The organism is Leisingera sp. NJS201, assembly GCF_004535885.1.
Classification (GTDB): Bacteria; Pseudomonadota; Alphaproteobacteria; order Rhodobacterales; family Rhodobacteraceae; genus Leisingera.
The window spans coordinates 1911153-1937771 of record NZ_CP038234.1 but is presented as its reverse complement, the minus strand read 5'-3'; the positions used below and the strand labels follow the sequence as shown (position 1 = coordinate 1937771).

Genomic DNA, 26619 nt, shown 5'->3' with positions numbered 1-26619 from the left:
CCTTGCAATCAGCCGATACGACCGGTGATATAGCTTTCGGTGCGGGGGTCTTCGGGATTGGTGAAGATCTGGCCGGTGATGCCAAACTCCACCAGATGGCCAAGATGGAAAAAGGCGGTTTTCTGGCTGACGCGCGCGGCCTGCTGCATTGAGTGTGTCACAATTACCACCGAGTAGCGGCTGCGCAACTCGTCTATCAGTTCTTCAACCTGGGCGGTGGCGATGGGATCCAACGCCGAGCAGGGTTCGTCCATCAGCAGCACTTCGGGTTCAGTGGCCACGGCGCGGGCGATGCACAGGCGCTGCTGCTGACCGCCGGACAGGCCGGTGCCAGGGGCATCAAGGCGGTCTTTCACCTCATCCCAGATGGCTGCGCGGCGCAGGGATTTTTCAACGATCTCATCCAGTTCCGCCTTGTTCTTGGCAAGGCCGTGAATGCGAGGCCCATAAGCCACATTGTCGTAGATCGATTTCGGAAACGGGTTCGGCTTCTGGAACACCATGCCGACCTTGGCGCGCAGCTGTACCGGGTCGACGCGACGGTCATAGATGTCCTCGCTATCCAGCAGGATGTCGCCCTTCACCCGGCAGATATCAATGGTGTCGTTCATCCGGTTCAGACAGCGCAGGAAGGTCGACTTGCCGCAGCCCGAGGGGCCGATAAAGGCGGTGACCGTCTTGTCCTCGATCTGCACATTCACGTCTTTGATCGCGTGGCTGTCGCCGTAGTGGACGTTGACGTCCTTGGCGGCGATTTTGATTTTCTGTGTGTCCACGGTGTTATCCATCAAGGTCATGTCGTTCATTGCACTATGCCCCCTTACCAGCGGCGTTCAAAGCGGCGGCGCAGGATCACGGCAAGCGTGTTCATGGTCACCAGGAAGATGAGAAGGATGATGATGCCGCCCCAAGCGCGTTCATAGAACGCCGGGTCGGCGCGTTTGGCCCATTCGTAGATCTGGGCAGGCATGGCGGAGTTCGGCGCCAGCAGGCCGTCGGCCAGGGTTTCCGGCGCGTTGGAGGCGATGAAGCCGACCATGCCGATGAGCAGAAGCGGCGCGGTTTCCCCCAGCGCCTGCGCCAGGCCGATGATGGTGCCGGTCAGGATGCCGGGCGCGGCCAGCGGCAGCACGTGATGGAACACCGCCTGCATTTTCGACGCCCCGACCCCCAGAGCTGCGTCGCGGATCGACGGGGGCACCGACTTCAGCGAGGCGCGGGTGGAGATGATGATGGTCGGCAGGGTCATCAGCGTCAGCACCAGACCACCCACCAGCGGCGCCGAGGTCGGCAGGTGCATGTAGTTGATGAACACCGCAAGGCCCAGGATGCCGAAGACGATGGACGGAACTGCGGCGAGGTTGGAGATGTTCACCTCGATCATATCGGTGAGCCAGTTCTGCGGCGCAAATTCCTCAAGATAGATTGAGGCGGCGACGCCAATCGGCAGCGCCAGCGCCAGCACCACCAGCATCATGAACAGCGAACCCAGCATCGCAACTCCGATACCGGCCGCTTCGGGGCGGGCATCGGAGGCGTCGGCACCCAGGATGAAGTCGAGGTTGAAAGTTTTTTCCAGCACACCGGCGGCGGCCAAAGCGTCAACAAGATCAAGCTGTTCTGCGGAGATGTTCTTGTCATTGACGATGCTGCCGCGGGTCACCCGGCCCTTCAGGTAGCCGTCCACCCGGCTGGAGGCGAGGAAACGGAATTCAACCGTCTGGCCGATCTGTTCCGGGTTGGCGATCACGTAGTCGCGCAGCTGGGCGGCCACATCCTTGGACAGGATGCCGGCCAGCTGTTTGGGTTTGAGGCTGGTTTCAATGCCCAGCTCCGCAACCGCGGCAGTCATCGCGCCTTTGATGATCGGGGCATAACCGAAGGTGGAGACCTTCTTGATATCGGCCAGATCGCGGTTGCCCTTCTTGTCGAGCTTGGCTTCCAGCAGGTCCACTTTCAGGGTGACAAAAGTCTGCTGGAAGGCACCGGTGCCCTTGCCGGCGATGGTGGTCACCAGGATCGCCAGCATCAGCAGGCCGGCAGCAATGGCAGCAATACCATAGGCCTTGAACCGGGTTTCCGCTGCGTTGCGTTTTTTGGTGTGCGGGGTCTGCTGCAGCAGCGAGCCGCCGTGTTTGCGCGGCGCGGAGGGGGATTGGCTGAGATCGGTCATCAGTCGTACTGCTCCCGGTATTTGCGCACGATATACAGCGCCAGGACATTCAGGCCGAGGGTCAGGACAAACAGGGTCAGGCCCAAGGCAAAGGCAACCAGCGTTTCCGGGCTGGCAAAGTCGGTGTCGCCGGTCAGCTGGCTGACGATGCGGGTGGTGATGGTTGTCATCGATTCCAGCGGGTTGGCAGAGAACTTGGCAATCGCCCCTGCCCCCATCACCACGATCATGGTCTCGCCGATGGCGCGCGAAGCGGCCAGAAGCACGGCGCCGACGATGCCTGGCAGGGCAGCCGGTATCACCACCTGGCGCACCGTTTCCGATTTGGTGGCGCCGAGCCCCAGCGAGCCATCGCGCAGCGCCTGCGGCACCGCGTTGATGATGTCATCAGACAGCGAGGAAACAAAGGGGATCAGCATGATGCCCATCACCAGCCCGGCAGTCAGCACCGAAGTGGCGCCGGCCATCCACTCGACTCCCAAGAGACCGCCCTTGCCAAAGAGGTCCGCCAATGCCGGACCAACCGTCAGCAGCGCAAACAGGCCGTAAACGATGGTCGGGATGCCTGCGAGGATTTCCAGCAGCGGCTTGGCAAAGGCCCGTACAGTGCCGCTGGCGTATTCCGACAGATAGATGGCTGCAAACAGGCCAACCGGCACCGCCACCAAAAGGGCGATGAAGGAGATATAGAGCGTACCCCACAACAGCGGCAGGATCGACAGCTCACTGTCGCCGCGGAAGTTGGGCGCCCAGGTGGTGCCGAAGAAGAAATCCGTCCAACTGTGCAGGCCAAAGAAGTTTTTAGTTTCAAACAGCATCGACAGAACGATGCCGAGGGTGGTCAGGATCGCAAGCGAGGCGGCGAGGATCAGCAGCGCCAGAATGGCCCGCTCCACCACATTCCGGGCACGGAAATCCTTGTGGGTGCGGCTGTAGGCCCAAGCAAAACCGCCAAATGCCAGCAGCGCGACAACCACGGTCATGGCGGTCCGGCCGGTGTGCGATAGGTTGCGGTAGGTCTGGGCCGCCGTCAGGACTTCGGGCTGCACGTCCGAGCCAAGGGCCACGCCAACCTCCCCCAGCAGGGCACGCACGTTCTGTTCGCCGCTGCTGATGTCCCGCGCCTGGCGGGCGGTCAGCAGCCCCTGCTCTACTGCGCTGTCCAGCCCCTCGGCGACGCGGCGCACGTCGCTCATCACCAGGCCCAGGGTGGAATTTTCCGGAACCGCTGCAGCCGGGATTGTGCCGGAGACGCGGGTCTCGATGAACATCGGCTGCGCCAGAAGCCAGATGGCCAACGCCGCGATAGCCGGAACAAAGGCGGCCATTGCAACATGATAGCCATAATATGACGGCAGCGAATGCAGGTCCCTCACATCACCGTTTGCAGCGGCAATCGCGCGGCGGCGGCCGCCGTAAAAGCCAGCGGCAGACAGCGCGGACAGGAGGGCAACAAGCCAGAAAGTGGGCATGAAAAGCTCCGGTTTGGCGGTGGCGTATTTGCTGCGGCAGCCCTGCCGCGGAAAGAAAGCGCCGGGGTGGATGGCTCCGCCCCGGCGGGTGTCAATCGCACACAGGGCGTCTTAGGAGTTGCCGCCCATCACGGCCTCGTTGGAAACAGATTCCTGGGTGTCCGCCAGTTCCGGGTCGGCAACCAGACCGTATTCGGCCAGCGGGCCGTCTTCGCCGGCAACTTCGTCAGCAACGAAGAATTCCGCGTATTCCTTCAGGCCCGGGATCACGCCGATGTGGGCTTTCTTCACGTAAAAGAACAGCGGGCGGGAGACCGGGTATTCGCCGGTTGCGATGCTTTCGGTCGAAGGCACGATGCCGGACATGGTGGCAACTTGCAGCTTGTCGGTGTTGTTCTCATAAAACGCCAGGCCAAAGACGCCGATGCCGTCCTGGTTGCTCTCGATACGGGCCAGGGTCTCGGTGTAGTCGCCGTCAATGTCGACCGATTTACCGTCGGTGCGCAGGGCGATGCAGGCTTTCTCGGCTGCTTTTTTCTTGGCTTTGTCACTGTCGCCGGTTGCGTGGGCCAGCAGGTGCTCAAACGCGCCGGTGGCTTCGCAGCCGGCCAGGATCACCTTGTCCTCAAAGACTTCGCGGGTGCCGTGCTTGGTGCCCGGAACGAAAGCCTGGATGTCCACGGCGGGGAAATCCGGGTTCACGTCGGCCCAGGTGGTGTTCGGGTTGCCGACCAGTTCGCCGTCGACCATGATCTTGTCGGACAGCGCCAGAAACCAGTCCGTCGGGGTGAATTCAAAAGAGTGCGCGTTGATGTCCGAGGCAAAAACGATGCCGTCATAACCGATACGGACCTCAATGATGCCGGTCACGCCGTTTTCGGCGCAGGCGGCGATTTCCTTGTCCTTGATCTTGCGCGAGGCATTGGCGACGTCGATGGTGTTCTCACCCACCCCTTCGCAGAAGCGCTTGAGACCAGCGGAGGAGCCGCCGGATTCCACAACCGGGGTCGGGAAATCGAAGTTTTCGCCAAACGCTTCTGCCACGATCGAAGCATAGGGCAGAACGGTCGACGAACCGGCAACCTGCACCTGGTCGCGGGCAGCTGCTGCGGTGGCTGAAACGGCGGCGATTGCCAGGGTGGAAGCGGTCAGTTTCACAAAGGACATTTGTGTCTCCAAGAGTTTCTAAGGTCGATCACCGCGTCGATGATCCAGGCCCCTCGTAGAAGCCGCTGATGAGCCTTTTGTGACGGCAGTGTAACAGCGGCATGACAAACCGCGTTTCGGCAGCAAAAAAGTAACACGAAAGAAGAAAACCGCCGCCGGGGCGTCCGGCGGCGGCTTGAATGCCCAAGCAGTGTTTTCAGATAGACGGCCTACTTGGGCAGGATCACTGTGAAAACAGACCCCTGGCCCAGATCGCTTTCCACCCGCAGCCGTCCGCGGTGGCGGTTGATGATGTGTTTTACAATGGCCAGCCCCAGCCCGGTTCCGCCCATCTCACGCGAGCGGTGGCTGTCGGCGCGGTAGAACCGTTCTGTCAGGCGCGGCAGATGAACGGGGTCGATGCCAGGCCCGTTGTCGATCACTTGAACACGGGCTGCAGGCACGCGCACCGACGGCTCCCGTTCTGTAAAGCTAAGCTCGACGCGGACCCGATCGCCTCCGTATTTGACCGCGTTTTCGACCAGGTTGGTGAACACCTGCTGCAGCTGATCGGGGTCGCCGGTGACCGTCGCACTGTCCTGCGGCACCTTCAAGCCCATTGATACGCCGCGCGCCTCGGCGACCGGAGCGAGGGTTTTCAGCGTCGTCGCCAGATGGGCGGCCAGATCGACGCTCTGCTTGGGGCGCACCCGTTCTTCGCTTTCGACCCGGTTCAGCGACAGGAGGTCCCCGACCAGGCGGTTCATCCGGCTGGCCTCACCCTCCATAATCGTCAGGAAACGGTCCCGGGCAGCGGCATCATCTTTGGCCGGGCCGCGCAGGGTTTCGATAAAGCCGATCAAAGCCGTCAGCGGCGTGCGCAGCTCATGGCTGACATTGGCCACAAAATCGCGGCGCATCTGGCTGGCTTGCTCACGCTCGGTAATGTCATCAAAACAAACCAGGGCCGCGCCGCCGCCAACAGCGCCAATGCCAGGGACATATCGCAGGGTGACCGTGTAAGCAGTGTCTTGGGCGCCATCGTTGGACAGGTGCCGCGCGGTCCGGGACTCCTTGTCGTTCAGGCAGGCCTCAATGGCTGTGGCGACGCTGGGCTGGCGCAGGATGGTGGCAAAGTGGCGGCCCCTGATCGCCTGCCCCAGCAGCGTCTCGGCGCCGCTGTTCACAGCGATGAAGCGTTCGGTCTGATCCACCATCACGGCAGGCAGCGGGATCGCCGCCAGAAACCCGTCAATCTGATCGGTCGTCATCTGTACCCCGCGATTACATTCCCGGCCTGTCTAGCGCCGCTGTGTAAAGCTGATGTGGCAGCCGGCCCGATTACAGCGGTTTCAGCTCTGCGCGGAAGCGGCGCATGTTGTCCTGATACAGCAGCGCGCTTTGGGTGAGTTTTTCGGCCAGCTCGGCGTCCACTTCACGCACCACCTTGCCAGGGCTTCCCATCACCAGCGAGTTGTCGGGGATTTCCTTGTTCTCGGTAATCAATGCCCCTGCCCCGATCAGGCAGTTCTTGCCGATCTTCGCACCATTCAGGATGGTGGCGCCCATGCCAACCAGGGTGTTTTCACCGATAGTGCAGCCATGCAGCATCGCCTTGTGGCCGATGGTGCAGTTCTTTCCGATGGTCAGCGGGTAGCCTGCATCAATGTGCATCACCACGTTTTCCTGCACGTTGGTGCCTTCGCAGATCCGGATTTCCTCGTGGTCGGCGCGAATGGTGACGCCGAACCAGACCGAGGCGCCTGCTTCCATTACCACCTTGCCGATCAGATTGGCGTCCGGGGCGACCCAGGTGTCTGCGTGGATCTGCGGCTGATGCTCACCAAGAGCGTACAGGGTCATGACTGTTCCTCGAACTGGGTTTGCAGGTTGCGGACGTGATCCTGCAGCCTGGGCTGCTGGATGCGGCGCATACGCTCCGCCTCGACAATGGTTTTCAGCCGCGCCTCGGTCTCATCCAGATCATCGTTGACCAGCACGTAATCATAGTAGCCCCAATGGCTGATCTCATCCCAGCTTTTCTGCATCCGCTTACCAATCACCTCGTCGCTGTCCTGGGCACGGGTCTCCAGACGGCGGCGCAGTTCGGGGATCGACGGCGGCAGGATGAAGATCGACAGCGCGTGCTTGCCCAGGTCCGAATTTCGGATCTGGATTTCACCCTGCCAATCGACGTCGAACAGCACGTCCTGGCCGGCCTCGATGGTGTCTTTTACCGGGCCTGCGGGGGAGCCGTAAAAGTTACCGAACACATGGGCGTGCTCCAGCATGCCGCCTTCGGCCACCTTCTGGCGGAACTCATCTTCGGACATGAAGAAATACTCGCGGCCGTGCTCCTCCCCGGGCGCGGCGCGCGGGTGGTGGCCGAGACCGAGAATTTGAGGCCCGGGTCCCAGGCCATCAGGCGGCGGGCCAAAGTGGATTTACCGGCGCCCGAAGGCGATGAGAGGATGATCAAAAGGCCGCGGCGGTCCGCCATCTGGGCACTCCTTTTCTTATTCTATGTTCTGCACCTGCTCGCGCATCTGGTCGATCACGGTTTTCAGCTCAAGCCCGACCGCCGTCAAGGCGCTGTGCTGCGCTTTTGAACACAGCGTGTTGGCCTCGCGGTTGAACTCCTGCATCAGGAAGTCGAATTTACGGCCCACCGCGCCGCCCTTGGCCAGAAGATCGCGGGCAGCGGTCACATGGGCACCAAGACGGTCGAGTTCTTCTGTCACATCCGCCTTGACCGCGATCAGGGCCAGCTCCTGGGCCACACGGTCAGGATCCGCGCCATCGGCATTGTCCATGACGCGCGCCAGGTTGGCCTTAAGCGTCTCCGCCATTTTCAACTTGCGCTCTTCGGCACGCTCCCCGGCCTGGGCCGTCAGCGCGGCGACCTGCTGCAGCTGGCTGTTAAGGATTTGGGCAAGTGCGGCACCCTCGGCTTCGCGCATTTGCACGAATTCCGCCACAAGAGTTTCCAGTTCCTTGCTGAGTACAGCAACCAGCGGCGCCGGATCATCGCCGCCTGCCGACTGCTCCAGCACCCCTTTAAAGGTCAGAACTTCGGCGGCTGAGGCCGGGCGGATTTCCACCCGGTTCTGCTTGGCAATGGATTGTGTCTCAGCCAAGGATTTGATCACCGATTGAAGAATGGCGGCATTTACCTGCATCTGACCGGCGCCGTCTTCGTTGCGCGAAATGCGCAAAGTGAGCGAGACATTTCCCCGTGCCAACGCCTTACCCAGTGTCGAACGGATAAGATTTTCAAGACCTTCCAGCCAATCCGGCACCCGCAGCCGCAGGTCCAAACCCTTGGCGTTGACCGATCGGAGCTCCCAGCTCCAGCTGTGCTGATCAGAGCTGCCCTGCGCCGAGGCAAAGGCGGTCATGCTGCGGATGGTCATCGGGCAGGCCCTCTTAGTCGCTGGTGATTGATCAGCTCTACTGTCTCGAAAGTATAGGGTGCAAGTCCAATCGCATAACCGCAGCGCGCCTATCGCGTTAACCATTGCTTAAAGAAGTAGTCCAAATTTGATTTAGATTGTGTCATCTTAACTTCAGGGTAACCAAGCCGGCCCTAAGAGTTAACGCAGCCACCGGTTGCCGCGACCAAAGGGAAGGCCGGGGTTGAAGGGGATGAAGATATGTTTTTTGGCAGCCGCAGCGGAACTGAAGTGCAGACAGGTCAAGACAAGGTTATTTCCATGAACCGCTTCCGCAAAGGCGGTTCACAATCGCCGTTGCGCCAAGCGGAAGCCTATTGGACCGCGCTGCGGCGCGGTGATGATGTGCCCAGCCGCTCGCAGATTGATCCGCGCGGGCTGGAAAACATCCTGAGCAATACATTCATTCTGGAACGGATCGCACCTGGTATTGCCCGCTTCCGCCTTGCCGGAACGCTGGTGAACGAAATGGCGGGTATGGAAGTGCGCGGCATGCCGGTGACGGCGTTTTTTACCACCGAGGCCCGCAAACAGCTAAGCTCGGCCATGGAGCACATGTTCGAAACCCCCGCCATTATTGAGCTGGAGCTGCAAATCGAAGCGCCGCGCCAGCGCACACCGCGCGACGCCCGCATGCTGCTGCTGCCATTGCGCAGCGACCTGGGCGATATCAGCCGGGTTCTGGGGGTTCTGGTCGCGGATGACGGGGCGGCCGCCACCTCGCAGCGTTTCTCGATCTCGTCGATCGAAATGCGCGCGGTCGGCAAAGCCCCTGGTGCTGCCGGGTTCAAAGCCAAACCGCGGGTTTCAGCCGCAGACGAGGGCCGGGACGCAAACCAGCCAAACCCGGGTTTTGCAGAAACCCAGGCGCGGTTCAAACCTGAACGTTCAATTATGGACGAGGCCAAGGCGCTGCTGGAACGCAGCCGCGCAGGTAAACTTGGCGAACCGGCAGATACAACCGCAAAGGCGGCGGACCCGAACAAAGGTAAGCGCAAAGGGGCTTCGCATCTGCGTTTGATTGTTAGCCGCGACTGACATGCGGGCGCCGGAATACGGTCCCGCCGCATAAGTATTTTCAATTCAAGTCCAAGGTCATAGCACTTGAAGCGACTGCGCCCCGAGGGAGAACCCCGGGGCGCCTTTTTTACATGAGCAATGTTTCAAAAAGCCACGCGCCGTGACAGCGCGCGGCCTGTCCAGGTTCTCAGCCAGCCTGGCGGGTGTTTTGCGCGGCCCGCAATGCAGACAGTTCCTCGGCCACCAGGAAGGCCAGTTCCAGCGACTGGCTGGCGTTCAGGCGCGGATCGCAGGCGGTGTGGTAGCGGTCGCTCAGATCCTCATCAGTCACCGCGCGGACGCCGCCGGTGCATTCGGTCACGTCCTGGCCGGTCATCTCGAAATGCACGCCGCCCGGAATAGTGCCTTCGGCCTTGTGGACGCCGAAGAAGTCGCGCACTTCGCGCAGAACACTGTCGAAGGGGCGGGTTTTGTAACCGGTGGAGGATTTGATGGTGTTGCCATGCATCGGGTCGCAGACCCAGGTGACATTGGCGCCCTCTTCCTTGACCGCCTTGACCAAACGCGGCAGGTGCTCGCCGGCCTTGCCTGCGCCGAAGCGGGCGATCAGCGTCAGCTTGCCCTCTTCGTTCTCCGGGTTAAGGCGCGACATCAGCACCTTGAGATCCTCGGCGGTGGTGGTCGGGCCGCATTTGAGGCCAACCGGGTTCAGCACGCCGCGGCAGAATTCCACATGGGCACCGTCAGGCTGTCGGGTGCGGTCGCCAATCCAGATCATGTGGCCGGAACCGGCCAGCCATTTGCCGGAGGTCGAATCAAGCCGGGTCAGCGCTTCCTCATATTCCAGCAGCAGCCCTTCGTGGCTGGTGTAGAAATCCACGGTCGAGAATTCGTGGGTGGTGTCGGCGGTTATGCCGGCGGCAGCCATGAAATCGATCGTATCCTGAATACGGTTTGCGATTTCGCTGTATTTCTGGACTTCCTGTTCATCCGTAAAGCCCAGGGTCCAGGAATGCACCCGGCTCATGTCGGCAAACCCGCCGGTGGAGAAAGCGCGCAGCAGGTTCAGCGTTGCAGCGGCCTGGGTATAGGCCTGCAGCATCTTCTGCGGGTTGGGAATGCGCGCGGCAGAGGTAAAGTCCAGCTCGTTGATGATGTCGCCGCGGTAGCTGGGCAGCTCAACGCCATCAATGGTTTCGGTTGGCGCGCTGCGCGGCTTGGCGAACTGGCCGGCCATACGGCCCACTTTCACCACCGGCACCTTGGCGCCATAGGTCAGCACCATCGCCATCTGCAGCATCACCATGAAGGTGTCGCGGATCGCATCAGCGCTGAACTGGTCAAAGCTTTCGGCGCAATCGCCGCCCTGCAGCAGAAAAGCTTCACCGCGCCCTGCAGCACCCAGGTGCTGTTTAAGGCGGCGCGCTTCGCCGGCAAAGACCAGCGGCGGGAATTTGGAAAGCTGAGCCTCGACCGCATTCAGCGCCGCCGCATCGGTATAGTCCGGCATTTGAACCCGCGGCTTGTTGCGCCAGTCCGTTTTTTGCCATTCGCTCATGACTTTATCTCCGCATCAGAGGTCTTTAGATCAGGTTGAGTGCTCTATACAAAATCCGCATCGGAGTGACCAGTTTAGAATTGCGCCCACTTGACCCCGGGTCCAAGCTGTGAGCACGGTTTTCCGACCTGCCGCGGAGCGTGCTGCCGCGGCCCGAATTGTTTCTTGAAGGACGCCCGCCATGCAGACGCCACGCAAGCCTGCTGATTCTGGAGTTGACGCCGGCCAGCCAAAGCGGTTCGTTTTTGTGCTTCTCGACAAGTTCACGATGCTTTCCTATGCATCGGCTGTCGAATGCCTGCGGATTGCCAACCGGATGCATGGGAAGGACACCTATGCCTGGACGCTGATCGGTGAAGGCGGTGAAACGGTGACCTGTTCGGCCGGCACCACGTTCAATCTGGACGGCGATCTGAACGACCTGCACCGCGATGATGTGGTCATGCTGTGCTCTGGCATTGATGTGCAGGAATCCACCACCAAAAAGCTCTTGGCCTGGCTGCGCCGCGAAGCACGCAAAGGACTGACCATCGGCGGGCTGTGCACCGCATCTTACACATTGGCCAAGGCCGGTCTGCTGGACGGTAAGAAGGCGACCATTCACTGGGAAAACGCCGACAGCTTTGCCGAGGAGTTCGACGAGGTTGACCTGACCAAATCGGTCTTTGTGATTGATGGCAACCGGCTGTCCACCGCCGGCGGCACCTCGTCCATCGATCTGATGCTCAAGCTGATTGCCAATGACCATGGCGAGGAGCTGGCCAATGCGGTGGCCGACCAGCTGATCTATTCTTCCATCCGGACCGACCAGGACACCCAGCGCCTGTCGATCCCGACCCGCATCGGGGTGCGCCATCCGAAGCTGTCGATGGTGATCCAGATGATGGAAGCCAATATCGAAGAGCCGATCAGCCCGTCGGTTCTGGCGCAGGACGTCGGCATGTCCACCCGCCAGCTGGAACGTCTGTTCCGCCGTTACCTGAACCGCTCACCCAAGCGCTATTACATGGAAATCCGGCTGCAAAAGGCGCGCAACCTGCTGATGCAGACAGATATGAGCGTGATCAACGTGGCACTGGCCTGCGGCTTTGCCTCGCCGTCGCATTTTTCCAAATGCTACCGGGCGCATTACGACACCACCCCCTACCGCGAACGCGGCAGCAAGGCGGCATCCTATAAGGTGTGATCCGCGCGGCCTTCCGGCCTGTCAGCGCGCGAGCCTGAACACCGCGCCCTCGCTTTCAGACGCAAACCAGATGCTGCCGTCGGGCGCCTCCTGCACATCGCGGATGCGCCCGGTTTCACTGCTGCGCAGCTGCTCTGCTTCTTTCAGCGGTGTTCCCGAGAGCCGGGAAATATAGTCGAACTTCAGCGAGCCTACGAAGATGTCTCCGCGCCACTGCGGCCACATCCGGCCGGAGTAAATCATCATGCCGGACGGTGCGATGGAGGGATCCCAATACCATTCAGGCTGCTCCATTCCTGGTTTCGCGGTGCCTTCGCCGATTTTGCTCCCCGAATAATGGCGCCCGTAAGAAATCACCGGCCAGCCGTAGTTGGCGCCCTTGCGGACCCGGTTCACCTCATCGCCGCCTTTGGCACCGTGTTCCGCAACCCACAGGTTGCCCTGCAGATCCAGCGCCATGCCCTGCGGATTGCGGTGCCCGTAGGACCAGATCTCCGGCTGCGCGCCTTGAGTGCCAGTGAACGGATTGCCGGCGGGCACCGAGCCGTCGCGGTTGATCCGCACCACCGATCCCTGGTGCAGCCGCAAGTTCTGGGCACTGGGCCGGTCGCCGCGCTCGCCCAGCGAAACGAACAGGCTGCCGTCCTTCGCCTCCACCACGCGGGCACCGAAATGCCGCCCGCCTAATGCGCCCGGTGCGGCTTCGAACAGAACCCGGACGTTTTCCAGCCGGCTGTTGTCCTGGCTGAGCCGCCCAACAGCCAGCGCGGTGCCTGCACCGCGGCCCTGGCGCCTGGCAAAGGTCAAGAAAACCTCGCGGCTTTGGGCGAAATCCCTTGGCACCATCACATCCAGCAGGCCGCCCTGCCCTTCGGCGGCAACGGGCGGCACCCCTTTGATACGTTCCTTGCGCCCTGCGCGGACATGAAACAACTGCCCATCGCGTTCTGTCACCAGCAGGCCGCCGCCGGGAAGAAAATCAAATGCCCAGGGCACATCAAATCCATCGGCTATCCGGGTCACACTCAGGCCGCCCTGACTGGTCGGCAGGTTTTCTGCATAAGAAGCCGTGAAAACCGTCATCAGCGCGGCGGCTACCGTCAAAAGGCGTGAATACTGCAGCATTGAGGTCTTTTCCTTCTCTTGATTCCCTTGTAAATCCACGCCCGCGCTGCATCCGGGGATCATATGGAGGTGCAGCATAAACCAAGCGGCCCGGGGAAAACTGTTCCGGTTCAATAGGACTTTTCTTTTGGAACCGGCTTGCCTAGGGTCCGATGTGAACATTTTTGTTCCAACAATGGGAGTTTTCAAATGAAGAAACTGCTGATGGCCACCGCGGCCGCTGCGCTGACGGCTGGCACCGCATATGCCGGCGGCCACGCCAAGGAAGTTAAGCTCGGCATCCTGTTCGGATTCACCGGTCCGATTGAATCGCTGACACCGGCAATGGCCAGCGGCGCTGAACTGGCGATGGAAGAAGTCACCAAATCCGGCAAACTGCTGGACAGCGCGACCGTCAGCTCTGTTCGTGCTGACAACGGCTGTGTCGACAACGGCCTGGCTGTGGCCAACGCCGAGAAAATCATCTCAGAAGGCGTCAACGGCATCGTCGGCGGCGATTGCTCGGGCGTGACCGGCGCAGTTCTGCAGAACGTGGCCATTCCGAACGGCATGGTGATGATTTCTCCTTCCGCCAGCTCGCCCGGGCTGAGCACGATGGAAGACAACGGCCTGTTCTTCCGCACCACGCCTTCGGACGCGCGCCAGGGTGAGATCATGGCAGACGTGCTGAAAGAGCGCGGCGTCTCGTCGATCGCACTGACCTACACCAACAACGACTACGGCAAAGGTCTTGCGGATTCGATCCAATCCGCCTTCGAAGCCTCCGGCGGCGAAGTCACCATCGTTGCGGCCCACGAAGACGGCAAGGGCGATTATTCGGCTGAAGTCGGCGCGCTGGCCTCGGCTGGCGGCGACGTGCTGGTTGTTGCCGGTTACCTGGACCAGGGCGGTCTGGGCATCATCCAAGGCTCGCTGGACAGCGGCGCGTTTGACATGTTCGGCCTGCCCGACGGCATGATCGGGGATTCCCTGCCGCAGAACGTCGGCCCGGACCTGGATGGTTCTTTCGGCCAGATCGCAGGCTCGGACAGCGAAGGCTCCAAGGTATTTGCTGAAATGGCCAAGGAAGCAGGTTTTGACGGCACGTCGGCTTATGCGCCGGAATCCTATGATGCCGCTGCGCTGTTCCTGCTGGCGATGCAGGCTGCCAATTCGACCAAACCGGCGGACTACATGGGCAAGATCCTTGATGTTGCCAATGGTCCCGGCGAGCCGATCAACCCCGGCGAATTGGGCAAGGCACTGGAAATCCTCGCCGCCGGCGGTGAGATTGATTATCAGGGCGCAACCGGCGTTGAGCTGATCGGACCGGGTGAAAGCGCGGGTTCTTACCGCGAAGTTGAAGTCAAAGGCGGCAAGATCGAAACCGTCAAGTTCCGCTGATACGAACCTGAAAAGACACAGAAAATGATCAGCCCGGGTTCCGCCCGGGCTGTTCCAAATTTAAAACGCCGCAAAACCGCGGCAGGGGATGAAATGTCATGATCGTCGTCGAGGACTTGCATAAGCACTTCGGCGGGTTCCATGCGGTGGACGGCGCTTCGCTGGAAATCGCTAAGGGGTCCATAACCGGTTTGATCGGCCCGAACGGGGCCGGCAAGACCACTTTGTTCAATGTAATCGCGGGTGTTTTGCCGCCGACCTTTGGCCGTGTCACCATGGATGGTGAGGATATCACCGGCCTGCCGCCGCATGAGCTGTTCCACAAGGGGCTCTTGCGCACCTTCCAGATCGCGCATGAGTTCTCATCCATGACGTGCCGGGAAAACCTGATGATGGTGCCGGGCGCGCAATCAGGCGAGACCCTGTGGAACACTTGGTTCGGCCGCAAACGCATCGCTGACGAGGAACGCGCGCTGCGGGCCAAAGCGGATGAGGTGCTGGAGTTCCTCACCATCAGCCATATCGCCGATCTGAAGGCAGGACAGGTATCCGGCGGCCAGAAGAAGCTGCTGGAACTGGGCCGCACCATGATGGTTGATGCCAAAATCGTCTTTCTGGATGAGGTCGGCGCCGGCGTGAACCGCACCCTGCTTTATACCATCGCCGATGCGATCAAGCGTCTGAACGAGGAGCGCGGCTATACCTTTGTCGTCATTGAGCACGACATGGAATTCATCGGCCGCCTGTGCGATCCGGTGATCTGCATGGCCGAAGGCAAAAAGCTGGCCGAAGGCACCCTGGACGAGATTAAAGCGAATGAGCAGGTGATCGAGGCCTACCTGGGCACTGGCCTGAAGAACAAAGACAAGCTGGAAAACACGTGATGGATTGCTTTGCTGCTTATTGGGGCTCTGCCCCCGCCGCTGCGCGGCTCCCCCGGAGTATTTTCAGAAAGATGAAAGGGGCAGCGAATGTCTGAACCATTTCTGATAGGTGACTGCATGACAGGCGGATACGGCAAAGGGCCGGATATTCTGCATGACTGCACCATCGCCGTGAACCCCGGCGAGATCGCCGTCATTGTTGGCCCGAACGGGGCCGGTAAATCCACCGCCATGAAGGCAGTGTTCGGGATGCTGAACGTGCATTCAGGGACTGTGCGGCTGGGCGGCGAGGATATCACAGCGCTGTCGCCGCAGGACCGGGTGGTCAAGGGGATGGGGTTTGTGCCCCAGACCAGCAACATCTTCACCTCGATGACGGTGGAGGAGAACCTGGAGATGGGTGCCTTTATCCGAACCGATGATTTTTCAGGGACAATTGAGCAGATCTATAGCCTGTTCCCGATCCTGCGCGACAAGCGCAACCAGCCGGCGGGTGAGCTGTCAGGCGGCCAGCGGCAGCAGGTGGCCGTGGGCCGCGCGCTGATGACCAAGCCCAAGGTCTTGATGCTGGACGAACCCACAGCGGGCGTGTCGCCCATTGTGATGGATGAGCTGTTCGACCGGATCATTGAGGTTGCCCGCACCGGGCTGCCGGTCCTGATGGTGGAGCAGAACGCCAAACAAGCACTTGAGATCGCAGACAAAGGTTATGTTCTGGTGCAGGGGCGCAATGCCTATACCGGCACCGGCCAAGAGCTGCTGGCGGATCCCGAAGTGCGCAAATCTTTCCTGGGGGCTGATAGATGGATCTTCTCAACGCCCTCGTGGCGCTTACCAATTTTGTTCTTGTCCCCGGGCTGGCCTATGGCAGCCAGCTGGCGCTTGGCGCGCTGGGGGTGACGCTGATCTACGGGATCCTGCGGTTCTCGAACTTTGCCCATGGCGACACCATGGCGTTCGGCGCCATGGTTACTATCCTGATCACTTGGGCCTTTCAGTCGATGGGCATCAGCTTTGGCGTCTTGCCGACGGCACTGCTGGCCCTGCCCTTTGGTATCCTGGGCACCATCGGGCTGGCACTGTTGACCGACCGGACCGTCTATCGCTTTTACCGCGAGCAGAAAGCCAAACCGGTGATCTTTGTCATGGTCTCGCTGGGGGTGATGTTCATGATGAACGGCATCGTGCGCTTCATCATCGGCCCCGGCGACCAGCGGTTTGCCGACGGCGAGCGCTTCATCATCAAGGCGCGCGCTTTCAAGCAGATGACCGGCCTGAACGAAGGCCTGGCGATCAAGACCACCCAAGGCATCACGGTGATCACCGCGATCATCGTGGTGGCGGCCCTGTTCTGGTTCCTGAACAAAACCCGCACCGGCAAATCCATGCGGGCCTACTCGGATAACGAGGATCTGGCGCTGCTGTCGGGCATCAACCCGGAGCGCGTGGTGATGTACACCTGGATGATTGTGGCGGCGCTGGCGACCATAGCAGGCGTGCTTTACGGCCTCGACAAGTCGTTCAAACCCTTCACCTATTTCCAGCTGCTGCTGCCGATCTTTGCCTCGGCCATTGTTGGCGGCCTCGGCAGCCCGCTGGGCGCAATTGCCGGCGGGTTCATCATCGCGTTTTCCGAAGTGACGATCACCTATGCCTGGAAAAAGGTTCTGAATTACGGGCTGCCGGACAGCTTGGCGCCTGACGGGCTGGTTCAGCTCCTCAGCACCGACTACAAGTTTGCGGTTTCCTTTGCGATCCTGATTGTTGTCCTCCTGTTCAAGCCCACCGGCCTTTTCAAAGGGAAAGCGGTATGACCGATACCATGAAACATACCCTTCTTTTCGTCTTTGTCGGCGTGATGATCCTGGCTGAGGGCATGACCGACTTTCTGTTCTTCTCCGGCTCCTGGAACTCGGCGCTGGTGATCCTGAACATGGGGCTGATTTCGGCTATTATGGCGATCGGCGTGAACATCCAATGGGGCTTTGCCGGGTTGTTCAACGTCGGCATCATGGGCTTTACAGCACTTGGCGGGCTCGCTGTGGTATTGGTGTCGACACCGGTGATCCCCGCGGCCTGGTCTTCGGGCGGCGCAGGCATCGTCATGGCGCTGGTGATGGGCGCACTGACGGTTGCGGCGGCGGTCATGATCACCAAGTTCATGCCCGCGGGAAAACTGCGTGCGCTGGTTCTGGCTGGTATGATGATCGTGGGTTTCTTTGTCTACCGTGCGATCTTTGATCCGGCGGTTGGTTCGGTTGAGGCGATCAACCCGGCACTGCAGGGCAACATTGGCGGCCTGGGCCTGCCAGTGCTGCTGGCCTGGCCTGCCGGCGGGCTGCTGGCCGCGGGCGCTGCCTGGCTCATTGGCAAGACCGCTTTGGGCCTGCGTTCGGACTATCTGGCGATTGCCACGCTGGGCATCGCCGAGATTATCATTGCCGTGCTCAAGAACGAAGACTGGCTGTCGCGCGGTGTGAAGAACGTGGTCGGCCTGCCCCGTCCCCTGCCTTATGAAGTGGATCTGCAGAACGATCCGGGTTTCGTTGAGAGCGCTGCGGGATTTGGTCTCGACCCGGTTCTAGCCTCAACCATCTACGTCAAGGCAGGCTATGCGCTGATGTTCACCGCTGTTCTGCTGGCGCTGTTGTGGATGGCGCAGATGGCGTTGAAAAGCCCCTGGGGCCGGATGATGCGCGCAATCCGCGACAACGAGACCGCAGCCGAGGCAATGGGCAAAAACGTGACCCGCCGCCATCTGCAGATCTTCGTGCTGGGTTCCGCAATCTGTGGCATTGCCGGCGCGATGATGACCACACTCGACAGCCAGCTGACACCGGGAACCTACAACCCGCTGCGTTTCACCTTCCTGATCTGGGTAATGGTGATCGTCGGCGGTTCCGGCAACAACTTTGGCGCGGTGCTGGGCGGTATGCTGATCTGGTTCTTCTGGATCAAAGTGGAGCCGATGGGCATTCTGCTGATGGAAGCTGTCACCTCCGGCATGGCCGAAGGCAGCGCTCTGAAGGCGCATCTGGTAGAGAGCGCCTCGCACATGCGGCTGTTCACGATGGGCTTGATACTGCTGCTTGTCCTCAGATTCAGTCCGCGCGGGCTGATCCCTGAAAAGTAAAACAAGCGCCGCCCTGGAAGTCCGGGCGGCGCTTCTGGCTTCTTTCTGGTGAAAAATACTCCCGCCGGAGGCATGGGTTTGGCGTAAAGCCAAACCCGTTTTTCTTTGCTCAGCGCCCTTTGAACAGGCTGCCGAGAATGCCGCGGACAATCCGGCGTCCGGTCGTGCCCTTCAGCTCCTTGATCACCGCGTCAGACATTGCCGAGGTAAAGGTGTCTTTCTTGCGGAAAACCTTTGCAGACGAGCGGCTGACCCGAGACCCGGAATACCGGCGGGCGGCGTTGAATTCCCGCGCCATCGGCTGCGGGGCTTCTTCTGCCGCAGCCTCGGAAGTTTCCGCTTCCTCTGCCGCCGCCTCCGCTCGCTGTGCCAGGATTTCATAGGCCGACCGCCGGTCCAGCGGTTTGTCGTATTTCCCCGCCATGTCCGAATCTTTCAGCATTTCCTCCCGCTCCTGAACCGTAAGCGGTCCAAGCTGTGTACTTGGCGGACGGATCAGCGTGCGTTCAACGACGCCAGGCACGCCTTTTTTCTGCAGCATTGAGGTGACGGCTTCCCCGACGCCAACCTCGCGAATTGCCTCTCCGGTGGAAAAACGAGGGTTCTCGCGGTAGGTTTCCGCCGCCAGTTTCAGATTTCTGCGGTCTCTGGCAGTAAAAGCCCGCAGCGCGTGCTGGATACGGTTGCCAAGCTGGCCAAGGATATCCTCCGGCACATCGGCCGGATTCTGGGTGACGAAATAGATCCCCACCCCTTTGGACCGGATCAGCCGCGCCACTTGTTCCACCTTGTCGACCAGCGCTTTCGGCGCATCCTCAAACAAGAGATGCGCTTCATCGAAAAAGAACACCAGGCGCGGTTTCTCGGGGTCGCCCACCTCGGGCAGGTCTTCGAACAGCTCGCTCAGCAGCCACAGCAAAAAGGTTGAATAGAGCCCCGGCGCCGCCATCAGCTTGTCTGCGGCCAGGATGTTGATCACGCCCTTACCTGCATCATCGCACCGCATCAGATCGCTGAGCGCCAATGCCGGCTCCCCGAACAGGCCGGAACCGCCCTGATTTTCCAGTACCAGCAGACGCCGCTGGATAGCACCGATAGAAGCCGGGGACACATTGCCGTAGCGCAGGGACAGCTGCGCCCGGTTTTCGCCGATCCAGACCAACAGCGATTGCAGGTCCTTTAAATCCAGCAGCGGCAAGGCGTCTTCATCTGCCAGTCTGAACGCGATGTTTAAAATACCTTCCTGCGCTTCGCTCAGCTCCAATAACCGGGACAACAGCAGCGGCCCCATTTCCGCAACAGTTGTACGCACAGGGTGGCCCTGCTCACCATAGAGATCCCAAAAAGCGACCGGGCAGGCATGATAGCAGTAATCAGAAAACCCGATTCTTTCCGCGCGCGAAGTGAAGGCGTCATGCAGTTTGTGGCTTGGTGATCCAGGCTTTGCCAAGCCGGACAGATCTCCCTTCACATCAGCAAGGATCACCGGCACGCCGGCATTTGAAAACCCTTCAGCCAGGATTTGCAGAGTGACAGTCTTGCCTGTGCCGGTTGCCCCGGCGATCAGCCCATGCCGGTTGGCGTATTTCAGTGCCAACCCTTGCGGCGTGCCATACCCCTCGCCGCCGCCGCCCAGAAAGATACTGTCTGCCATGCCCGTCCCCTGCCTGTCTTTTTCCCTGTGGATAACAATACAACGTTAACTTTTCAGTGCGATAGTCAATCTTGCCCGCCCCGCAAATGCGGTTGCAGTGGCGGACATTTCCTCCCTGTCAGACTGGCCGTGCCTTGTGCACGGCCTTCTTTTTTGACGGGACTGCCTGCAAAACAGGCAAAAACCGCGGCGATCCGGACAGCCAGGGTTCCATTCCCCCTAAATTGAAGTCTGCACGACTTTTTTTGAACTTGCATGTTGACCGATGGCCAGCCCTTTCGTAACGTCCTACGCAATAACTAAGTCGGCCAGTCCGACGGGGAGACACAACACGAAAAAGGGGGCCATCCGGTTCCCTTTTTTGTTCCGGTACAGTGACTTCCGGGCTTGAAACATTTTGCGCGGATTTCCCCGCAGATCATTTGTTATTGGCCTGACACCACCCGGCCGGCGTGGTAAACGCAAAACCAGCGTCTTTAGAAAAATGAGGCATTCATGTTGAAGTCCCTGACCCCGATCACGCTTGCCGCAGTGCTGGCCATGTCCGCCCCGCTGGCGGCACAGGAAACAGCCGCGGAAGAGACTGCGGGGGCGGAATCCGCTGAGCAGACAGAACAAACAGAATCAACTGCAGATCAGCTGCTGGACCTGGGCGAACCGGTCAGCGATGGCCCCCGGGCTGGCGACCGTTATTCCAAGGAAACGCACGGCGATTGGGATCTGGCCTGCATCAAAACTGACAGCGGCACCGATCCCTGCTCGCTTTTGCAGGTGCTGGCAGGTCCGCAAGGCAACCCGATTGCCGAAGTGTCTCTGTTCCGGATTGATCAGCAAGGCGGCCAGGCCGTTGCCGGAGCCACTGTCATCGTGCCGCTGGAAACCCTGCTGCCCGCGGCTCTGACGATCTCGATCGATGGCGCCCCGGCCAAACGCTACAACTATTCGTTTTGCAACCAGCTGGGCTGTGTGGCGCAAATCGGCCTGACACAGGGCGACATCGACGCTTTCCGGAAAGGCAAGGAAGCCGTTCTGTCGCTGCGTCCGGCGCCGGCACCGGATCAAGTGGTGCAGATGAAACTGTCGCTGAACGGTTTCACCGCCGGCTTTGACGTTGTGGACGTGGTCAAGCAATAAGCCTGCTGGCATTGAAAACTGAAAACGCCGCGCGCCTTCGGGCCGCGGCGTTTTTCTTTGCTTGGTTCAGACCTTGCGCAGGGCCAGCACCGCGTTCAGCCCGCCAAAGGCAAAGGCGTTGGACAGGGCCACATCGACCTTGGCCTCGCGGGCCTCATTCGGCACCACATCCAGCGCACATTCCGGATCAGGCTCTTCATAGCCGATAGTCGGAGCAATCACCCCGTCGCGCAGCGCCATGATGCAGGCCAGCAGCTCCACCGCACCTGTGCCGCCGATAAGATGGCCATGCATGGACTTGGTGGAGGAGATCATCAGGCTGTCCGCATGGGGACCGAATACATCCGCGACAGCAGCGCATTCGGTCTTGTCATTGGCGGCAGTGCCGGTGCCATGAGCGTTGATATATCCTACCTCAGACGCGCTGATACGGGCATCCAGCAAAGCACCCGAAATGGCACGGGCGGCGCCCTGCTTGCTGGGCATCACGATGTCGGAAGCGTCCGAGGACATGGCAAAGCCGATGACTTCGCACAGAATTTCTGCACCGCGTGCCCTGGCGTGCTCATACTCTTCGAACACAAAAATGCCCGCGCCCTCGCCCTGAACCATGCCATTGCGGTTGGCGCTGAACGGGCGGCAGGCGTCCTTGGACATCACCCGCAGCCCTTCCCAAGCCTTGACCCCGCCAAAGCACAGCATGGATTCAGAGCCGCCGGTGATCATTGCCGGGCTCATACCCGAGCGCACCATCTGGAACGCCTGCGCCATCGCGTGATTGGAGGACGCACAGGCCGTGGACACGGTGAAACTGGGACCCTTGAGGTTGAACTGCATAGACACATGCCCGGCTGCCGCATTGTTCATCAGCTTGGGCACCACAAAGGGGTGCACCCGGTTCTTGCCGTCCTCGTAAACGCTGCGGTAGTTCTCATCCAGCGTTTGCATGCCGCCGCCGGAGTTGCCCAGAACCACGCCGGCCTTGGCAGACAGATCACCATGGAACTCCAGGCCTGATTGCTCGATCGCCTCTTTGGCCGCGGTCAAGGTGAACTGGGTGAACCGGTCATAGAGGCTCATCTGTTGGCGGTTGAACCGCCCTTCTGCCTCAAATCCGCGGACCTGACCACCGATGCGGATTGCCAGGCGGTCCACATCGCGAAACTCCAATTCTCCAATGCCGCAACGGCCTTCGCGCATGGCCTCCAGTGTGGCGGGCACGGAATGTCCCAGGGCATTGATGGTTCCAGCCCCGGTGATGACGACGCGCTTCATCGGCTTTCTTACGCTTTTTCCAAAATCAGCTTGTCGATGCCTTCGACGATCGCCGCGACATTGGAAATGTTGAAATCACTGTTTTCGGGTTCATTGGCATTGAAAGGGATAGAAACATCAAACTCCTCTTCAATGGCAAAGATGCTTTCCACCAGGCCCAGGCTATCAATGCCCAGATCCTCCAACGTGCTGTCTAGGGTCACATCCGACGGCTCAAGAACCGCCTGTTCGGCAATAATTGCAATGACCTTGTCCTGCGTGCTCATGTGAAGATCCCCGACGTTGTGGCTGAGGCAGATGTAGTAATTCCGCCGTTACTTGAAAACAGCCTTTTTTAACAATTCGATGTCACGCATCAAACGCGGCAGGCGGCGTTGTGCTTTATACATCTCAGTGTGGGTCTCCATCTTGACGCTGGGATAGCCCATGATCACCCGGCCGCGGGCACGTTCGACAGGATCTTGGTGCCGCCGCCGGCGATCACCCCGTCGCCGATGAAAATATTGTCGACCACGCCGCATTGGCCGCCCAGCACCACATTGTTGCCGACATCAACAGAGCCGGAAATGCCGGTCTGGCCGCATAGCAGGCAATCATTCCCGACCCGGGTGTTGTGGCCCACATGCACCTGATTGTCGAGCTTGCTGCCATTGCCGATCACCGTATCGCGGATGGTGCCGTTGTCCAAAGTGCAGTTGGAGCCGATTTCCACGTCATCGCCAATGGTGACCGCCCCCAAAGAGTGGATGCGGACCCAGGCCTGCACCCTGGCTTCGCCCTGATCGCCCATAGTCTTGCGGGCGTTTTCAGCGCCGGAAACTTCGGGTGTGACATATGAAAAACCATCGCCGCCGACACGTGCGCCAGGCTGGGCGCGGAAACGGTCGCCGATGGTTGCCCGGGCGCCGATCGAGACCATTTCGCGCAACTGGGCGTCCTCGCCAATCACCGCATCTGTTCCGATGTAGCAATGCGGACCGATGACCGAACGGGCACCGATTTCGGCGCCGGCACCGATGACAGCCAGCGGGCCAACCGACACGTCCTCTCCCAGCTTAGCCGTGGGGTCGATCACTGCAGAGGGGTGAATACCGGCAGCGAAACCCTGGCCGCGGTCCAGAATGGCGGTCACGCCGGACAGGGTCAGGCGCGGACGCGGCGCAAAAATCGCGGCTTTCAGTCCGAAGGCTTGCCAGTCCGCCCCCTCCCACAGCACCGCGGCCTGCGCCCCGCCTGCCGTCAGGCCATCGGCGTATTTCGGCGCCATGGCCATGGCAATCTGATCTGCCTTTGCATCCTGCGGCTCCGCCGCGCCCGCAATTTTCAGGTCCAGGTCGCCCTGTGCTTCAATTCCCAGGGACTCAGCGATCTGGCGGATAGTGAACATGGCAGGCCCTTTCAGAATAATCCTGTGTGGGCCTGCTACTTACCCTTGAACGCCGGGCAGCACCACCCCTGCCCGTTCCAGCGCCGCCCAGATCTTGGCGTCGCGGCCATAGACATCACGGCGGAACTCCGCGCGGCCTTTGCCCGAAACAACCGCAGTCCGGTAAATGATATGCACCGGAACCTTATGCTCCAGCTCCACCTTGGTTTCCTTGCCGCTGCTCAGGATACGGTGGAAGAAATCTTTCGGGTTTTCGCTTTGCTTGGCCAGCAATGCATAGGCGAATTCAAACGGTTGCGCCAGCCGGATGCAGCCATGCGAGAAAGCGCGCACTTCGCGGGCAAACAGGCTCTTTTGCGGGGTGTCGTGCAGATAGATGTTGTATTTGTTCGGGAACATGAATTTGACCAGTCCCAGCGCGTTGCGGCTGCTGGGGGGCTGCCGCATGGAGAACGGAAAGTTCCGCGCAGTATACTGTGAAAAATCAGCGGACCCTCGGTTTACCACCCGGCCGCGCCGATCGGTGATTTGGATATGGCCGACCGCATTAGGGTTGCTCTGCAGCTTGGGCAGATACTCCTTGGTGATGATCGAGCGCGGCACATACCAGCTCGGGTTAATCACCATATGCTCCATCTCGTCGGAGAATTCCGGGCTGCGGCGGTCATGTGTATTCTTGCCGATTACCGAACGGGTTTCAAAGGTCACATCGCCATTATCAACGATCTTGGCGGTGAAGTCGGTCTGGTTGACCAGAATGTGCCGCTCACCCCGGTCCGGTGTCAGCCAGCGCTCACGCTCCATCGCGATGATTATGGACTTCAAGCGGTTGGAGACAGGTTTGTTTACCTCGGCGATTGTGCCAGCACCAGCCACGCCGTCGGTTTCCAATCCATGATCGGATTGAAAGCTTTGCACAGCCTGTTCCAGCGCGGCGTCATAGCTGCGTGCAGCGCTCCGCTGCAAATACCCCATCGCCATCAGACGGTTCCGCAGGGCAATGACAGCCGGCCCCTGATCACCAGGTTCCAGTTTCTTGGCGTTGACACCAGGCCCCCAGCCGCCCGCCGCAAGGATCTGCTCCAGCCGCAGTTTTTCGCGCATCAAACCGCGGTATTGCGGCGATGCCGGCACCAGGCTGCGCATATAAGCATAAGGCTGCTGATCCCGGATGCCCTCAAGAAAGCCGGTCCCGTCAACCGTATGTTTCTTGCGCACCATGCCATCGTCGATCCGCGATGGCACCAGCAGGCCGGTTTGCAGGTCTGTCGCATAGTCCACCAGTGCCTGGCTCAGCGCGGCCTCGATGGTGCCGATATCACGTGTGGTGCGAACACCGCGCATTTGCTGCAGCAGCGCGCTGACCTCGGCTGAACGGTCCGGCAGACCATGGGCATTGGTTTCGTTCAACGCCGCTAACAAGGCGGTTCGGCGCTGGCGCGACGCCTCATCCGTGCCTGTCCAAATCGCCTGATATCCGTTTTCGCGGTAGAATTTGGCCACGGCATCGCTGCCGGAGGCGGCTTCAGCCACTGCTTGGCGGAAAGCCGCCGAAATTTCGGCCTGCGCTGAACTGGAAACAGTCCCCGCGGTCAGGCTGCCCAAGGCCAGGGTAAATAGCCCGGCCTTAATCCCCGGCAAAAAGTTTCCTGCGGATGCGCGCGTCATAATATCCGGTCCTTGAGCCGTTTTTTACTAATCTTAGCGGTGCCTATCTGAAATTCTGGTAAATGCCAGCCGGTGTTGTCCATTCACATTTGCGAAATGTTAACATTGATGCACCGATGCCGCGTCTAAGAAGCCCTGTTGCAACAGTCGCGGGGAAAAGTTCCATGCCCCTCCCCTTTTGCGCAAGAAATTGCCGAAAAACGGGCTATCCGTTCTAGTGCGGCAAAGAAATGTTGGAACCAGATTCAGGCTGTGCCATACATGCCGCACGTTAACTAAGACAGTTGGCGAGCCCGTAACATCGGGCGATTAGGCAGGACTAGAAGCGTACGGGACGGCGCAGTGAAAATGGCGAAAACCACGGGCACGGGGATCTCCCGGCGTTCTCTTTTGGGTGTATTTGCTGCAACCGCAGTGGCAGCAGCCCCGACTTTTTCCAATGCAGCAGGCTTCTTGCGAGGCGGCGGTGATATCCGCCGGATCCGCATGTATTCCGGCCGTACCGGCGAACGTCTGGACATGGTCTACTGGATCGACGGCCAGTACATCAAAGACGCGGTCAGGGAAGTCAATCATTTCATGCGCGATTGGCGGACGGATCAGGTCAAGGACATGGACCTTCGCACCATTGATATCATGGCCGCCTCGCACAATCTGCTGGATGTGAACGAGCCCTTTATGCTGCTGTCCGGCTACCGCAGCCCGAAAACCAATGCAATGCTGCGCAGCCGCTCGCGCGGAGTTGCAAAAAACTCCCTGCACATGCGCGGCCAGGCTGCAGATCTGCGGCTGGCATCACGGTCAGTGTCGCAAATGGCTAAGGCCGCCGAGGCCTGCCACGCCGGCGGTGTCGGTAAGTACCAGCGTTCGAATTTCGTGCATATGGATTGCGGTGTTGTTCGCACCTGGCGCGGCTGACTGCCATATCTTTGCAAGAATGCAAGCCCGCATATTCTAGTGCGGGCTTTT

The 26619-nt window shown here is 60.3% G+C and carries 21 protein-coding genes and 3 pseudogenes; 9 read left to right on the top strand and 15 right to left on the bottom strand.

From position 1 onward, the window contains the following. Positions 1-8: 8 nt before the first annotated feature. The 8 genes and pseudogenes from pstB to ETW23_RS09520 all read right to left on the bottom strand — a co-directional run bounded on the left by pstB (position 9) and on the right by ETW23_RS09520 (position 8204). Complete coding sequence (gene pstB / locus ETW23_RS09555) at positions 9-806, bottom strand: phosphate ABC transporter ATP-binding protein PstB (protein ID WP_134829861.1); 798 nt, start codon at positions 804-806, stop codon at positions 9-11. A 14-nt stretch (positions 807-820) separates the two neighbouring features. Next, the gene (gene pstA / locus ETW23_RS09550; RefSeq protein ID WP_134829860.1) at positions 821-2173 is read right to left on the bottom strand and encodes a phosphate ABC transporter permease PstA; all 1353 of its coding nucleotides are present in this window, start codon (positions 2171-2173) and stop codon (positions 821-823) included. Then, entirely contained in the window at positions 2173-3645 is a 1473-nt protein-coding gene (gene pstC / locus ETW23_RS09545) for a phosphate ABC transporter permease subunit PstC (protein ID WP_134829859.1), read from the bottom strand. The genes pstA and pstC overlap by 1 nt, the downstream gene beginning before the upstream one ends. A 111-nt stretch (positions 3646-3756) precedes the next feature. Then, positions 3757-4812, bottom strand: a complete 1056-nt coding sequence (locus ETW23_RS09540) for a substrate-binding domain-containing protein (RefSeq protein WP_134829858.1) — start codon at positions 4810-4812, stop codon at positions 3757-3759. Positions 4813-5021: 209 nt separating this feature from the next. Beyond that, the gene (locus tag ETW23_RS09535) at positions 5022-6062 is read right to left on the bottom strand and encodes an ATP-binding protein (protein WP_134829857.1); all 1041 of its coding nucleotides are present in this window, start codon (positions 6060-6062) and stop codon (positions 5022-5024) included. 70 nt (positions 6063-6132) lie between these two features. Beyond that, complete coding sequence (locus ETW23_RS09530) at positions 6133-6654, bottom strand: gamma carbonic anhydrase family protein (protein ID WP_129370868.1); 522 nt, start codon at positions 6652-6654, stop codon at positions 6133-6135. Beyond that, positions 6651-7291 (bottom strand): annotated as a pseudogene (gene gmk, locus ETW23_RS09525) (guanylate kinase). The gene ETW23_RS09530 and the pseudogene gmk overlap by 4 nt, the downstream one beginning before the upstream one ends. A gap of 16 nt (positions 7292-7307) precedes the next feature. Continuing rightward, a complete protein-coding gene (locus ETW23_RS09520; protein WP_134829856.1) occupies positions 7308-8204 on the bottom strand; it encodes a YicC/YloC family endoribonuclease in 897 nt (298 codons plus the stop codon). Positions 8205-8444: 240 nt separating this feature from the next. Here ETW23_RS09520 and ETW23_RS09515 point away from each other — a divergent pair, with 240 nt between their 5' ends. After that, entirely contained in the window at positions 8445-9281 is an 837-nt protein-coding gene (locus tag ETW23_RS09515) for a PAS domain-containing protein (RefSeq protein WP_134829855.1), read from the top strand. A gap of 169 nt (positions 9282-9450) precedes the next feature. Here ETW23_RS09515 and ETW23_RS09510 read toward each other — a convergent pair whose 3' ends face one another. Continuing rightward, positions 9451-10821 (bottom strand): class II 3-deoxy-7-phosphoheptulonate synthase, encoded by a 1371-nt coding sequence (locus ETW23_RS09510; protein WP_134829854.1) that lies wholly within the window; start codon positions 10819-10821, stop codon positions 9451-9453. A 181-nt stretch (positions 10822-11002) separates the two neighbouring features. Here ETW23_RS09510 and ETW23_RS09505 point away from each other — a divergent pair, with 181 nt between their 5' ends. Further along, entirely contained in the window at positions 11003-12007 is a 1005-nt protein-coding gene (locus ETW23_RS09505) for a GlxA family transcriptional regulator (protein ID WP_134829853.1), read from the top strand. A 21-nt stretch (positions 12008-12028) separates the two neighbouring features. On the opposite strand, the gene ETW23_RS09500 is transcribed toward ETW23_RS09505, so the two are convergent. Then, the gene (locus ETW23_RS09500; RefSeq protein WP_134829852.1) at positions 12029-13132 is read right to left on the bottom strand and encodes a PQQ-dependent sugar dehydrogenase; all 1104 of its coding nucleotides are present in this window, start codon (positions 13130-13132) and stop codon (positions 12029-12031) included. A 189-nt stretch (positions 13133-13321) separates the two neighbouring features. On the opposite strand from ETW23_RS09500, the gene ETW23_RS09495 reads away from it, so the two are divergent. From ETW23_RS09495 to ETW23_RS09475, 5 genes and pseudogenes are all read left to right on the top strand, one after another. Further along, entirely contained in the window at positions 13322-14515 is a 1194-nt protein-coding gene (locus tag ETW23_RS09495) for an ABC transporter substrate-binding protein (RefSeq protein ID WP_129370861.1), read from the top strand. 98 nt (positions 14516-14613) lie between these two features. Beyond that, positions 14614-15399 (top strand): ABC transporter ATP-binding protein, encoded by a 786-nt coding sequence (locus ETW23_RS09490; RefSeq protein ID WP_129370860.1) that lies wholly within the window; start codon positions 14614-14616, stop codon positions 15397-15399. Positions 15400-15486: 87 nt separating this feature from the next. After that, a pseudogene (locus tag ETW23_RS09485) lies at positions 15487-16194 on the top strand (ABC transporter ATP-binding protein); the annotation flags it as partial. A gap of 8 nt (positions 16195-16202) precedes the next feature. Continuing rightward, positions 16203-17213, top strand: a complete 1011-nt coding sequence (locus ETW23_RS09480) for a branched-chain amino acid ABC transporter permease (protein WP_134829851.1) — start codon at positions 16203-16205, stop codon at positions 17211-17213. After that, on the top strand, positions 17210-18532 hold the full coding sequence (locus tag ETW23_RS09475) for a branched-chain amino acid ABC transporter permease (protein WP_134829850.1): 1323 nt from the start codon (positions 17210-17212) through the stop codon (positions 18530-18532). The genes ETW23_RS09480 and ETW23_RS09475 overlap by 4 nt, the downstream gene beginning before the upstream one ends. A 109-nt stretch (positions 18533-18641) precedes the next feature. Here the strand turns inward: ETW23_RS09475 and ETW23_RS09470 are convergent, their stop codons facing one another. After that, on the bottom strand, positions 18642-20186 hold the full coding sequence (locus tag ETW23_RS09470) for a helicase HerA-like domain-containing protein (protein ID WP_134829849.1): 1545 nt from the start codon (positions 20184-20186) through the stop codon (positions 18642-18644). 495 nt (positions 20187-20681) lie between these two features. On the opposite strand from ETW23_RS09470, the gene ETW23_RS09465 reads away from it, so the two are divergent. Continuing rightward, complete coding sequence (locus ETW23_RS09465; protein ID WP_129370854.1) at positions 20682-21320, top strand: invasion associated locus B family protein; 639 nt, start codon at positions 20682-20684, stop codon at positions 21318-21320. Between the two features lie 66 nt (positions 21321-21386). Here ETW23_RS09465 and ETW23_RS09460 read toward each other — a convergent pair whose 3' ends face one another. The 4 genes and pseudogenes from ETW23_RS09460 to ETW23_RS09445 form a co-directional block, all read right to left on the bottom strand. Continuing rightward, a complete protein-coding gene (locus ETW23_RS09460; protein ID WP_134829848.1) occupies positions 21387-22595 on the bottom strand; it encodes a beta-ketoacyl synthase in 1209 nt (402 codons plus the stop codon). 8 nt (positions 22596-22603) lie between these two features. Further along, the gene (locus tag ETW23_RS09455) at positions 22604-22861 is read right to left on the bottom strand and encodes an acyl carrier protein (protein ID WP_129370852.1); all 258 of its coding nucleotides are present in this window, start codon (positions 22859-22861) and stop codon (positions 22604-22606) included. Positions 22862-22909: 48 nt separating this feature from the next. Then, positions 22910-23982 (bottom strand): annotated as a pseudogene (gene lpxD / locus ETW23_RS09450) (UDP-3-O-(3-hydroxymyristoyl)glucosamine N-acyltransferase). Positions 23983-24021: 39 nt separating this feature from the next. Next, a complete protein-coding gene (locus ETW23_RS09445) occupies positions 24022-25650 on the bottom strand; it encodes a murein L,D-transpeptidase (protein ID WP_134829847.1) in 1629 nt (542 codons plus the stop codon). Positions 25651-25998: 348 nt separating this feature from the next. Between ETW23_RS09445 and ETW23_RS09440 the strand changes: the two genes are divergently transcribed. After that, positions 25999-26568, top strand: coding sequence for a DUF882 domain-containing protein (locus ETW23_RS09440; protein ID WP_129370849.1), 570 nt, complete (start codon positions 25999-26001; stop codon positions 26566-26568). Positions 26569-26619: the final 51 nt, after the last annotated feature.